Source organism: Amycolatopsis sp. PSD-21 (assembly GCF_055561455.1).
In genome coordinates this window covers 1,675,501-1,687,817 of sequence record NZ_CM145712.1, presented here as the reverse complement: position 1 = coordinate 1,687,817, position 12,317 = coordinate 1,675,501, and the positions used below count along the sequence as shown (strand labels likewise).

The window sequence follows — 12,317 nt, the reverse complement described above, 5'->3', positions numbered from 1 at the left end:
ATGTCGCTGGTGGGAAGGGACGTCGAGCTGGCACGGATCCGGCGTCTGCTGACGAACGCGCGTGACGCGCGTAGCGGGGTGCTGTCGCTGCGGGGCGCGGCGGGTATCGGGAAATCGGTCCTGCTCGACCAGGCCGTGTCGATCGCCGAAGCCGAGGGTATGCGCGTGGTCCGCGGGGCGGGCGTCGAGTCCGACTCCGAGCTGGCGTACGGCGGCCTGCACCAACTTCTGTTTCCGCACCTGGATCGGCTGGACGCCCTGCCTGCTCCCCAGGCCACGGCCTTGCGGTGCGCTTTCGGACTGGCCGAGGGGGACGAGGCCAACCGGTTCCTGATCTCCGCCGGCACCCTGTCGTTGCTCGCCGATCTGGCCGAGGACGCCCCGCTGCTGTGCGTGGTCGACGATCTGCAATGGCTCGACCAGGGTTCGGTGGAGGCGCTGCTGTTCGCGGCCCGCCGCTTCGTGGCCGACCCGATCGCGATGCTGTTCGCGGTGCGCGAGACGTCGGCGCCGTTCGAAATCGCCGGTATCGAGGTCGTGGATCTGTCCGGTCTCGCCGCGGCCGATGCCGCCCGGCTGCTGCACGACCACGCGCCGGAACTCGTCGAACCGGTGCGGGCCCGGGTCCTCGCGGAGTCCGTCGGCAATCCCCTGGCGATCATCGAACTCGGGTCGTCGCGGCTCGCGGCACACGACGCCGACGAGCCCGACCCGGCCGAACATGTGCGCCCACTGCCGGTGACCCGCCGCGTCCAGGAGACGTTCCGCCGCCAGATCGTCGAGCTTCCCGAACCCACCCAGCGCGCGCTCCTGGCCGCGGCGGCGGACACGGCGGCGCCGCTCGCGACGATCCTGCACGTGATCGAGGCCCTCGGTGGCACCCCCGGCGATCTGGCGCCCGCCGAGCGCGACCGGCTGCTCCGGATCGACAGCCGGATCACGTTCCGTCACCCGCTGGTCCGGGCGGCCGCCTACCAGGACGCGCCGCTGCACCGGCGGATCGAGGTGCATCGCGCGTACGCCGACGCGCTAGAGGCCGACGCCGATCGCCGGGCGTGGCACCTCGCCGCCGCCACCACGGCCCCCGACGAGACGGTGGCCGCCGAACTCGAAGGCGCGGCGGAGCGCGCCTGGCACCGAGGCGGCGCGATGGCGGTGTCCGCCGCCTACGACCGCGCCGGCAGGCTCAGCGCCGACCGGGAGCTGAAGGCCCGGCGTATCGCCCTGGCCAGCCAGGCCGCGTTCGATGCCGGCAAGGCCGACCGCGCCGCCAGGCTGGCCGCCGAAGCGCTCTCGCTCACCACCGACACCGGGGTCCGGGCCGACGCCATCTACACACGCGGCGCCGTGGAGTACGAACGCACGTCCCCGCGGGCCGATGCGGAGCTGGCGATCGGGGCCGCGGAGCTGGTGCGCGACACCGACCCGGAGCGCGCCGCGCTCAACTTCTTCGAGGCCGTGCACGCCGCACGGCACGGAGCGGCGCACGACCTGCTGCGGCGTGTGGTCGACCTGATGCGCGGGTTCGCCCCGCCGGAGCACTGGGCACCGGTCGTCACCGCCCTTTTCGGTTGGGCTGAGCTCTTCGCCGGACGCCCGGAGCAGGCCGTCGGGCCGATGCGCGAGCTCTACACCACCACGAGCGGCGGCGGGAACGACCTGATGCATCGCGTCACGGCCGGGTTCGGCGGGCTCCTGATCGCGGACGACGACGGCGTCGCCGCCGGTACCGAGGACATGCTGGCCCAGGTGCGGGCCACCGGGGCGCTGGGCTGGATCCCGTACACCCTGAACGTACTCGCGGTGGCGCGGATGTTCCGCGGTGAGTTCGCGGACGCCCGCGCGTGCGTGGCGGAAGGCGCGTCCGTGGCCGCCGAACTCGGGAACACGACCGAACGCCTGGCACACCGGTCGCTGGAGGTGTGGCTCCACGCCGTCTCGGGTGACGAGCCACGCTGCCGGGCTCTCGCCGAGGAGGTGCTCCCCCGGGCCCGGGCCCGGCACCGGGTCAACGCCGAGATCGCGGACTGGGGTCTCGGCATGCTCGACCTTTCCGCCAGGCGGTTCAAGGAAGCGATCGACCGGCTCGAGAAGGTGCACCAGGGACCCGCGAGCCGTGACCTCCTGATGCGGGCGGTGCCGGATCTGGTCGAGGCCGCCGTGCGCTGCGGCGAGCCGGATCGCGCCCGCGAACCACTGGCCACCCTCCGGCACTGGGCCGAGCACGTCGACCGTCCGGTCGCCACCGCGCTCGCCCTGCGTTGCCGGGCACTGCTGGCCGATGACGCCGAGGCGCTGTACACGGAGGCGCTAAGGCTTCAGGAGCTGCACGGCGGCCCCTACGAGCGTGCCCGGACCCAGCTGGTCTACGGCGAGTGGCTGCGCCGCCAGCGCCGCCGCACCGAGGCCCGCGCCCATCTCGCGGCGGCGGTGTCCGCGTTCGAGGACCTCGGCGCGGAGCTCTGGGCCGAGCGTGCCCGCGGCGAGCTGGCCGCCTTCGGCGAGCGGGGCGACGAGCCCCGGCGCAGTGGCCCGCTCACCCTGTTGACCCCGCAGGAGCTGCAGGTCGTACGGCTGGCCGCCACCGGTCACACGAACAAGGAGATCGCCGCGCAGCTCTTCCTCAGCCCGCGGACCGTCGGCCACCACCTCTACAAGGCGTACCCGAAACTCGGCGTCACCGGCCGCGCCGGGCTGGCCGGCCTGGTCTGACGGCTTGCGCCGGTCATCGGTCGCCGGAGATGGGTCACGATGACCGATGCGTCACCGCTGTGCCTCCCCATAGCGTTTCCGGCAGACACAGACCACGAGGAGACGACAATGACGAAGTACTTCCTGAGCCTCCCCCACGACTCCGCCGAGGAGCCGACGATGGAGAACATGGACCCGGCGGAGCTTCAGGAGATCATGGCCGCGGTCGGTGCGTTCAACACCGCCGTCGAGGAGGCGGGCGCGTTCGTGACCGCCGGTGGTCTGCAGCCGCCGTCGACCGCGACGACGGTGGACTACTCCGGTGACAGCCCCGTGCTGACCCCCGGCCCGTTCGTAGAGGCCAAGGAATACCTCGGCGGGTTTTGGATCATCGAGGCCGAGAACGACGACGTCGCGATCGAGTGGGCCAAGCAGGCCTCGCGTGCGCTGCGCAGCAAGGTCGAGGTGCGTGCCCTCCAGGAGGAGCCCGGCGCCTGACGGTGCGCGGAGGCCGATGTGCCGGCGCGGATTCGTGGGTCCACCCGCGCCGGCACATCGGCCTCACCGTCCGGCTCGACCTATTGCGTTGTCGATGCGCTGTCGCTCGGCGTCGCGGAGCTTCCGGTAGTGCGCGGCTCTGGCCCGGTCACCGACCTTGCCTGCCGCTTCGGCGGCGCTTTGCAGCACCACCAAGGACAGGCCGGGTATGTCGCGAGCCTGACGGTCCGCCTCGGCGAACACCGACTCGGCGAGCTCGCCCTCCGCGGAACCGGCCAGCAGGAACAGTTCCTCGACGTACATCCGGCCCAGCCCCACCTCCTGCCACCCGGACACGCCGTCCAGGGCCCGGCGGCACTCGCACAGCGCCTCCCAGGCGGCGTGGTGGTCGCCGGCCTGGCGCTCCAGTCCGGCGAGGGTCCGCCAAGCCGACGCCGAGTCCCAGTCGTTTCCGGCGAACGCCAGGCTCTCGCGCTGCGCCCGCGCCGCCTCCGCGAACGCCCCCAAGCCGGCCAAGTAATGGCGGAGCAGGCCCAGGGTCTCCTTGTCCCGCTCGCGGCCCGCCGCCCACCGGTCCAGCTCCTGACGGGTCAGTTCACGGTCGCCGGTCAGCTGGGCGCGCCTGACCCAGGTGAGCTGGTCCTCGGCGGCCGGATCGGCGGGGAATCGGGAGCGCTTGCGCTCCGACCACTTCGTCAGGTCCTTTTCGGAAACGCAGGGCCTGCCCTTCTCGTCGAGCAGACGCTCCAGCACGGCGTCACGGTCGGCATGCCCGCTGTCGCGGACGAAGGCGATGGTGCGCCGGACTCCCGTGGCGAAGAGGTGTTCCTGGTCGTAACCACACCAGGTGTCGAAGTTCGCCACCTTGATCTCCCAGTGCAGCCACACGTCCTCGACCTGCCGGTATTCGGCGAGCAGGAAACCGGCCAGCTCGGCTTCCTCGCTCAGCCCCTGGAACGGCGCCTCGTGACGGCACACCGCCTCCTGGCGTGCCAGCCATCGCACCAGCGGGAGATCGCCGGGCCGGCGGTCGTATTGCAGCGCCCACAACACCTTCGCGCGCCGCACCGCGTTCGCGTCGCCGTCCTTGGCACGCTCGTAGCGCACTTCCTGCCAGGCATCGGGCGATTCCCGCATCCGCTCCAGCTCGCGCCTCGCGCTCTCCATCACCCGTCAAGGATCGCAGACGGCGTCCTGGATGGGGCGGATGGTGCGACTGTCCACAAGGGACCCAGTCGTCAAGGCGAAGGTGGCGTGTTGCGAAAGCCACTTTCGCAACCTTCAACGTTGCGAAAGTGGCTTTCGCAACACGTCGGCAGGGGTAGATCGCGACGTGGGGCCCGGCGATGTCCCAAGGGGGTCGCGAAAGCCACTTTCGCGACGCCTGATGTCCCGAAAGTGGCTTTCGCGACGTGGGCACGAGGCGGGCCCGGCCGAAGCAACCACCGAGTTGTCCTCAATGGATCGACGGACTCAATGAGCCGTCAGCGTCTCCGGGGAGCGGTGTAGCGCGGGGCCGTCGGACGCTTCGCGGTCGTCTTGCGGTGGGTCGTGGTGCGATGGGTCGTCGTCGTGCGCGTCGTCTCCGGCGTCGTCCGGGTCGTGGTGGTCGCCGGGGTCTGCGGCGGCCGCGTCGTGGTCTGCACGAGGCCTGTCGTCGGAGTCGTAGGGGTCGTCGTGGTCGTCGCGGGCACCACCTGCCCCTTCCCCACCCCGCCCGCGCCGCAAGCGCCGAGCAGCGCGATCGCGCCGATGACCAGGCCACACCACCACACTCGCATGGCCGGACCCTAACAGCCCGGCCCCCGGGAATCCGGCGAACGGCGAACCCGGCTAAACCGCGGCCCGCAGGCGGTACAGCTCCGCCAGCGTGGCGCCCTCCGCGCCGATCCCCGCCCCCGCGCCCAGCCAGGTGACCGCCTCGTCCTTCGGCAGCCGGGGGATCTCGATCTCCGCGAGACAACGGCCCGGCCGGACCACCGCGGGGTGCAACCGCGCGACGTTCTCGTTGGTGGTCAGGCAGACGAGGATGTCCAGGCCTTGACCGAGCAATCCGTCCGTCAGGTTGAGCAAACGGGACAGTGCCTGCCCGGAGTCGCGTTTCGCGTCCGCGCCGACCAGTTCGTCACAGTCTTCGAGGATGAGCAGCCGCCATTTCCGCTTGTCCGCCCGCTCCTCGCCGAGCACCACCGACGTCAGGTAACCCGGATCGGCGAACAGGACCTCGGGGTCGAGGACGTTGTCGACCTGGCACCAATCCCGCCATTCGTGCGCGAGCGCGCGCACGGCGGTCGTCTTGCCGGTGCCCGCGGGGCCGTGCAGGAGCACCAGCCTGCCGGTGACGTCCTGCGGCCGCACCGTCATGAGCGTGTCTAGCGCGGTCACCGCCGAGCGCGGGTAGTTGCCGCGGATCTCCTGCCACGGCGGCAGATCCATCGTCCTGGGCGCACGAACCCCGGCGCCACCGCAGCCCTGCACGTGCCAGAAACCGACCGGTACGGCCGACTCCCCCGGCGTCCCGGTCCGTGCGGTCCGGACAGCGGCCGCGAGCACCTCGTCCGCCAGGTCGCCGGAGGTGGCGGACACGCATACGGTCGCGGCGCCGGCACGTCTCCGCAACGCGACGAGTGTCCAATCAGGTCCGAAGGCGAGGTGCGAGTGCCGCCCGTCCAGTTCATACGTCAGATCCGCGTCGACTCCCGGCGGCAGCAGCGTCGCCTCCGGGGAGACCTCGGTGATTTCGGCGGCTCGTGAGTGCGGCTGCGCACCGGTGATGAAAGGCTCCATCGCCAGCGAATTCAGCACGCCTTCCATCGGCGCGTTGCCGCCGAAGAACATCGCACGGTCGAGCGTTTCGATCGGTACGGGCTGGGGTGTTTCCGTTGTCCTTGCTGTCACCACGCCACGATCCATCCGGCGAGGCAGGCGCACATCAGGGACCGTCCCCCAATTCACCCCTGACAGGGACCACCCCCGGTGCCCCGGCGATCGAAGGGATGCTTTTCTGTCCCGGACGGACATGGCCACGGCTCATATGAGAGAGAACCGCATGACCAGAGACGACAAGGCAGATCCGGACGACGGCTTCGTCGAGGTCATCGCGCGCGAGGTGGAAGCCGATCCCGGCAATCTGGCGCTGCGCGAGGACTTCGTCACGCTTCTGCTGGAGCGGGAGCCGGAACGCGCCGCCACCGAACTGGCGGCGTTCGAGGCCCACGGCGGTGATCCGGGGCGGGTCCGGCTGCTGCGCGCCCGGCTGATGGCGACGCGGTTGCGCGCCTCGAACCCGCCGCCCGCCGAGGCGGTTCCTGCCCCGGCCGACGAGGACCACCAGGAAGGCGCTGTGTCGGCGTCGCTGTGGGACGCCGAGCGCCCGAAGGTGACGCTGGGCGACGTCGCGGGGCTCGCCGAGGTCAAGCAGCACCTGAACACCGCGTTCCTCGCTCCGCTGCGCAACCCTGAGCTGGCGGCCGCGTTCGGGCAGAAGCCGGGTGGTTCGCTGCTGATGTACGGCCCGCCCGGCTGCGGGAAGACGTTCATCGCCAGAGCGATCGCCGGCGATCTCGGCGCCTCCTTCCTCCACGTGACCCTCGCGGACCTGCTCAGCAAGTGGATCGGGGAGAGCGAGAAGGCTATCCAGAGCGTGTTCCGCCACGCCCGTGCGGCGACACCGTGCGTGATCTTCTTCGACGAGTTCGACGCGCTCGGTGGACGGCGTACCTCCGGCGGCGGCGGTTCGCACGCGATGCGGATGCTCGTCACCCAGCTCCTGGAGGAGCTCGACGGCATGGCGGGCACGAACGACGGCGTCTACTTCCTGGCCGCGACGAACCGGCCGTGGGACATCGACTCCGCGCTGCGCCGTCCGGGCCGGATCGACAAGACCGTGCTGGTGCTGCCGCCCGACGCGGTCGCCAGGGCGGCGATCGTCCAGGGTGCCCTTGCTGGCAAACCCGCCGCGGACGTCGACGCCGTGGCCGTCGCGGCGGCGACCGAGGGGTTCTCCGGCGCCGACCTCAGCCACTTGACGACCACCGTGCTGCAGAAGGCGATGATCGAATCGATGAACAGGAACGAGCTGGTGCCGGTCACCACCGACGCGCTGCTGGCCGCGGTGGGCGACATCGTCCCGTCCACGACGTCCTGGTTCGACCAGGTGGCACCGGTCCTGGAATACGGCGTCGACGACGGCACCTTCGACCAGCTCCGGGCGTACCGGGTCAGGCGGGGCATGCGATGAGCGACACCGTCGAGCGGGACCTCGACCTGGCCTGGGAACTCCTCGAAGCGCAGCCGACGCATCCCCGGGTCGCCGAGCTGGCGGCGCGGGTGCTCGCGGCCCAGCCGGAGCGGAGCAGCGCGTCGATGGTGCTCGCCTATCACCGTGAGTCGCTGGGCGACGCGGACGAGGCGCGGCGCCTCTATCTCCGGGTGGCCGGTCGCCACGACAGCCAGTTCATCTGGGCGGCTCGTGCGCTCCGGCATCTGGAAACGGCGGAGAACAACCACGACGAGGCGCTGCGCTGGGCGCGCACCGTGCTGGGCCGGAACCACGAGGACTGGGACGATCGCATGCAACTGGGCAACACCCAGGCGCGTTCCGGGCTGCACGAGGCCGGGTGGCGGCAACTCGACGAGGCGGTGGAGCTGTGCGCGCGGACGGCGCCGGACGACCTCCCCAAAGCGCTGGCGAAACGCGCGGAGTACCTGCTGGCGAGCTGCGCGCCACCCGAACGGTTCGTTCCCGCGGCCGAGGAGGCCATCCGGGCCAACGCGGCGGACTCGTGGGTCGCCATGTTGCTCGGCTACGCGTACCTGGCGCAGTACCGGTTCGACGACGCCGAACAACTCGGTCTTCGGCTGCTGCGTACGGATCCGACCGACGACCTGTTGCAGACACTGGTGGATACCGCCCGGACGATGCTGCGGATCGTCGAAAAGGCGCGCGGCGACGACATCACCCTGGCGGATATCCAAGGCACCGGCGCGCTCGAGATGGCGTGGCAGCAGATCCGCGACCTGAAGCTCGGCATCGACCTGGACTCCGCACTGGCCGCGCTGGACGCGGTGATGCCCGCCGAGCTGCGCGACAGCCTGCGGCCGGGAGCCACGGCGGGCGATCTGGCCGACGGCGACGAAAGGGTCGGCTCCATGGTCGCGAAGGAGCTGCTCACCTGGCACGACGGCCAGCCGCCCGGCTCCGGTGCCACCTGGGGCTGGACCGAGTCGTTCCGCCTGATGTCGGCGGCCGAGATCCTCGCCATGAACGCCGAGATCGAGGCAGACCAGGCGGCGCACCCCGATTGGCCGGAGAAGGAGGTCTGGGACCAGGTGATGACCGACGACGCCGGGACCTACCTGGTCGCCGTCGCGTTCGGAAAGCTGGTGAAACGCCGGGCGGGACGGCCCGACGAGCCCGTCGCCGACTCGATGGCGGACTGGATCTGGGACCGGGTGGCGGGCTTCGGCGGCCGGGACCCGCGGCCGGCACCGCTGAAGACCGAGGAACCCACGGACGATCCGCTTCCCGCTCCCGGGACGCCGCTGACCGGTGTCATCGAGACGATGTGCGCCGCACTGGGCAGGCCCGAGGATTCCCCGGCGTGCGCGGAACTGCGGGAGCTCTTCCCAGGCTTGACCGTCCGGCGGAGCGAGCTGGTCCCCGACGAGCCGAGCGTCGACGGCGTCTACCTCGAGGCGCTCGAGGGGCTGGTGACGAGGATCGGTGTCGACGTCGCGGTCTGCCCGGCCGCGGACCGGCTGATCTCCGGGCTCGACCTCGGCGGGCATCGTGGGTCCGTCGACGCCTACGTGCGGGCGCACGGGGCCGTTCCGCAGAACAGCTGGGTGAACCGTGCCAACGGCGAAGCCACGGTCGTCTACGACTTCGCCGGGCACCGGCTCGGCTTCCGCTGGGCGGACGGGAGTATCGCCCACATCCACGTCACCGGTGCCTGAGCGGCGGCCGGCGCCCTGATCGGAGGCGCCGGCCGGACGCTCAACCGCGGGCGACCTCGCTGGCGGTGGTGAACTCGTATCCCTGCGCCCGCAGGCCGAGTACGACCGTGCTCAGGTGCTCCAGCGGCAGGAACGGGTGGAAGAAGAAGCTCGCCACGTTGTCCCGGACCACTTTGGACTTCGCGCCGTCGGCGAGCAGGTCCGCGGGCAGGCGGGCCGGATGCTGGTTGAACGGCTCCGGTGCGACGTGGTCCAGGTTCTCGGGGATCACCACCGCGCCGTAGACATCCCTTACCGGGTAAGGGAAGTACTGACCGTACTTGGTCTGGTACGACACGGTCGAGGTGGAACCGCAGGCGCCGCGCGGGCAGTATCCCGCGAAGTAGCTGCCCTGGTCGTAGCGCGCCGCGAAATGCGAACTGACCTCTTTGTAGTCCACCGCGGAACCGCCGTAATGCGGGAACTCGAACACTTCCGGCTCCGGCAGCCCGACCCGGCGGAACTCGCCGAGCCCGGTGGCGATCCGCCCGCGGAACCATTCCGCGGAATCGCCGGGCACCGGCCCGGTCTCCACGACGTGGTTGTTCTCGTCCACGATGGCCGTGTAGAACTCGTAATCCGCGGAGCTCGCCCCGCCGTAGGGGTTCGCCAGCTCCTCGAACTGGTGGCTGTAGCCGTGCATGATCATCGTCGCGCCACGCCGGATCGCGTGGTGCAGCGCGTCGACCAGGGCCGGGCTGTCCACGAGCCGGGCGAAGGTCGGCCTGCCGCCGTTCGCGACGCCGTGCGGGTCCGCGTAGTACGGGTAGACCGCGAGTGAGAACGGAATCCCTTGCCCACCGAGCAGATCCGCGATCCGGCGGATCTGGCCGGGGTCGGTACGCGGCCCGATGTCCTCGATCCGCACGAGCGCGCGGTGCCGTTCCTCGGTCTTCGGAGCGAGGGTGCCGAGCAGGATGTCGGCGGCGGCGAGGTACCGGTCCCCCTCGTTGACGTAGGAGAACGGCGCCTCCGCGAGGTAGGTGAAGGTCCCGGAACGCACCGCCCACGGCGTGGGTTCACCGCCCGTCCCGCTCTCCGCGAGCACTTCGTTGACCGCGGGGTTTTCCCGCCGCACCAACGGAATCGAGCCGATCTCGGGATTGCGTTCCAGCGGAACGTTCTTGTAGCGGACCTCGGTCGGCGAGGTCGGGGTGCGGCCGACCGGCGTCCATCCCCAGCGCGCGGTGATACCGGGGTCGTGTTCCGCCAGGCGATGGATGTTCTCGCCCATCCAGACGACCGGCACCTTCGCGGCGGCCACGTCCGCGAGCAGCGCGGCGGGCAGCGCGGCCTCGCTGATCGAGCCGACGTAGACCAGCGCCTGGTATCCGCCGATCTCGCCCGCCCGGTAATCGGCCGCGGCGCGCATCGTCCAGCTGCCCGCCCGCGAGACCAGGTTCGCGGTCTGCATCGCGTGCGCCTCGGCCATTCCGGCCTCGTCCGCGGCGGCGGGCGGGTTCGGCGCGTCCCGCTCACCCGCGTCGTAGACCACGAGCGTGCGGTGGGCGCGGTTCCCGCCAGGCCCGGGGCTGCCGACCTCGCTGCCCAGCGCCAGCCGGTCGCCGAGGGAGACCGGGGCGGCCGCCGGCGACGCGAGGATCGCGCTGGCCGGGCGCGTGTACACGACCAGCGTCACGAGCCCGGTCGCGACGACGACGGCCAGCGCCGCGAACCTCAGCCCGGCGGGTGTCCGGCGGCGCCGGTGTCCCTTCCGTTTCCCGGTCATACCAGCACACCTCCCGGCAGCGCGGCGAATTCCTCCACCGGCTCGGCGGTCAGGCCGAGCAACCGCGCCAGCGCGAGCTCGGTGCGCGACGCGGCCTTTCCGTCGCCGAACGGGTTGCCGTTGCTCATCATGGCCGCCCGGGCCCGCGGGTCGGTGAGGAGTTCCGACGCCGTCCGCACGATCAGCTCGCGGTCGGTGCCGACCAACCGGGCACAGCCCGCGTGCACGGCCTCCATCCGCTCGGTGACCTCTCGCAACACCAGCACCGGCACGCCGAAGGTCGGCGCCTCCTCTTGGATCCCGCCGGAATCGGACAGGACGAGTGTGGCCGCCGCGAGCGCGCCGGCGAGTTCGTCGTAGCGCAGCGGCTCGGTGACCACCACGCGAGACACGCCGCCCAGTTCGGCGCCGACCAGTTCGCGGACGGCCGGATTCGGATGCGCGGGCAGGACCACGCGTACACCGGGATGCCGGGCGACCAGTTCGGCGACCGCGCGCAGCACCTGACGCAGGGGCTCGCCCCAGGATTCGCGGCGGTGCGCGGTCACCAGCACCAGCGGCTCACCACGGGTGGCCGCCTCCACGGCGGCGGCGACCCGTTCGTCGCGGTAGTCCACCGCCCCGCGGTCGGCGATGGCGCGGATCGCGTCCACCGAGGTGTTGCCGGTGACCAGGATCCGCTCCGCGGCGACGAGTTCACGCGACAGGTTCTCCGCCGCGGCCGGGGTCGGCGGCAGGTGCAGGGACGCGGCCTGAGTGACCAGCCGCCGGTTCAGCTCTTCCGGGAAGGGCGCGGCCAGATCGAACGAGCGCAGGCCCGCTTCCAGATGTACCACCGGGATCCGGCGCCAGAACGCGGCGAGCGTGCCTGCCAGCGTGGTCGTGGTGTCCCCCTGGACCACCACGACCGCGGGCGGTTCGCGTTCGGCCAGCTCGTCCAGGCCGGTCAGCATCTGGCCGAGCAGTTCGGGCTGGCCACCGTCGCGGCGGTGCAGCGGCAACGTGACGTCCGCGCGGGCCCCGAAGGTCTCCAGCGCCTGATCGACCATCGTCGGATGCTGCCCGGTGGCGACCAGCACCGGCTCCATCCGGCCCGCCAGTTCGATCGCCTCCGCGACCGGCGCCAGTTTGATCGCCTCCGGCCGGGTCCCCATCACGAGCCACACCCGCGGCCGGGTTCCTTGTTCATTCCAAACCATTACTCCCCCAAGGTTCGAATATTGTTTTCGGCGACTCCGCGCACTTCGCAAGATCCTTTGTGCGGGGCGCTGTGCCCGGTGCGACGCAGAGTGGTTCTGTCCGGTTCCCGTCGAATTACCTCACCCGATCGAGGGAACCGGGACGCGGCTCCTCACGTCGTACTCGACGATGCGAGACCGGCCGGGGGGCCCGGACGCATCAC

The 12,317-nt window shown here is 71.3% G+C and carries 9 protein-coding genes; 4 read left to right on the top strand and 5 right to left on the bottom strand.

The features are described 5' to 3' along the window. Entirely contained in the window at positions 1 to 2,712 is a 2,712-nt protein-coding gene (locus ACZ1DY_RS08315) for a helix-turn-helix transcriptional regulator (RefSeq protein WP_465484064.1), read from the top strand. Between the two features lie 108 nt (positions 2,713 to 2,820). Beyond that, positions 2,821 to 3,189 carry a YciI family protein gene (locus ACZ1DY_RS08310; protein WP_126737700.1) on the top strand — a complete coding sequence of 123 codons (369 nt, stop codon included), beginning with the start codon at positions 2,821 to 2,823 and terminating at the stop codon, positions 3,187 to 3,189. 63 nt (positions 3,190 to 3,252) lie between these two features. On the opposite strand, the gene ACZ1DY_RS08305 is transcribed toward ACZ1DY_RS08310, so the two are convergent. The 3 genes from ACZ1DY_RS08305 to ACZ1DY_RS08295 form a co-directional block, all read right to left on the bottom strand. Continuing rightward, entirely contained in the window at positions 3,253 to 4,359 is a 1,107-nt protein-coding gene (locus tag ACZ1DY_RS08305; RefSeq protein WP_465484063.1) for a hypothetical protein, read from the bottom strand. 314 nt (positions 4,360 to 4,673) lie between these two features. Further along, the gene (locus tag ACZ1DY_RS08300; protein WP_257488716.1) at positions 4,674 to 4,970 is read right to left on the bottom strand and encodes a hypothetical protein; all 297 of its coding nucleotides are present in this window, start codon (positions 4,968 to 4,970) and stop codon (positions 4,674 to 4,676) included. 52 nt (positions 4,971 to 5,022) lie between these two features. After that, entirely contained in the window at positions 5,023 to 6,087 is a 1,065-nt protein-coding gene (locus tag ACZ1DY_RS08295; protein ID WP_465484062.1) for a DUF5925 domain-containing protein, read from the bottom strand. 151 nt (positions 6,088 to 6,238) lie between these two features. Here ACZ1DY_RS08295 and ACZ1DY_RS08290 point away from each other — a divergent pair, with 151 nt between their 5' ends. Continuing rightward, a complete protein-coding gene (locus ACZ1DY_RS08290) occupies positions 6,239 to 7,429 on the top strand; it encodes an ATP-binding protein (RefSeq protein WP_465484061.1) in 1,191 nt (396 codons plus the stop codon). Then, the gene (locus ACZ1DY_RS08285; RefSeq protein WP_465484060.1) at positions 7,426 to 9,147 is read left to right on the top strand and encodes a tetratricopeptide repeat protein; all 1,722 of its coding nucleotides are present in this window, start codon (positions 7,426 to 7,428) and stop codon (positions 9,145 to 9,147) included. Before ACZ1DY_RS08290 ends, ACZ1DY_RS08285 begins: the two co-directional genes overlap by 4 nt. Positions 9,148 to 9,187: 40 nt before the next feature. On the opposite strand, the gene ACZ1DY_RS08280 is transcribed toward ACZ1DY_RS08285, so the two are convergent. Together ACZ1DY_RS08280 and wecB are read right to left on the bottom strand one after the other, a co-directional pair. Continuing rightward, on the bottom strand, positions 9,188 to 10,915 hold the full coding sequence (locus ACZ1DY_RS08280) for a DUF2334 domain-containing protein (RefSeq protein ID WP_465484059.1): 1,728 nt from the start codon (positions 10,913 to 10,915) through the stop codon (positions 9,188 to 9,190). Continuing rightward, entirely contained in the window at positions 10,912 to 12,069 is a 1,158-nt protein-coding gene (wecB, locus tag ACZ1DY_RS08275) for a non-hydrolyzing UDP-N-acetylglucosamine 2-epimerase (RefSeq protein WP_465484058.1), read from the bottom strand. The genes ACZ1DY_RS08280 and wecB overlap by 4 nt, the downstream gene beginning before the upstream one ends. Between the last annotated feature and the right edge of the window lie 248 nt (positions 12,070 to 12,317).

Coding starts and splice junctions, on each gene's coding strand:
- ACZ1DY_RS08300 (WP_257488716.1), bottom strand. CDS start 4,970: ATGCGAGTGTGGTGGTGTGGCCTGGTCATCGGCGCGATCGCGCTGCTC.
- ACZ1DY_RS08315 (WP_465484064.1), top strand. CDS start 1: ATGTCGCTGGTGGGAAGGGACGTCGAGCTGGCACGGATCCGGCGTCTG.
- ACZ1DY_RS08280 (WP_465484059.1), bottom strand. CDS start 10,915: ATGACCGGGAAACGGAAGGGACACCGGCGCCGCCGGACACCCGCCGGG.
- wecB (WP_465484058.1), bottom strand. CDS start 12,069: ATGGGGACCCGGCCGGAGGCGATCAAACTGGCGCCGGTCGCGGAGGCG.
- ACZ1DY_RS08310 (WP_126737700.1), top strand. CDS start 2,821: ATGACGAAGTACTTCCTGAGCCTCCCCCACGACTCCGCCGAGGAGCCG.
- ACZ1DY_RS08285 (WP_465484060.1), top strand. CDS start 7,426: ATGAGCGACACCGTCGAGCGGGACCTCGACCTGGCCTGGGAACTCCTC.
- ACZ1DY_RS08290 (WP_465484061.1), top strand. CDS start 6,239: ATGACCAGAGACGACAAGGCAGATCCGGACGACGGCTTCGTCGAGGTC.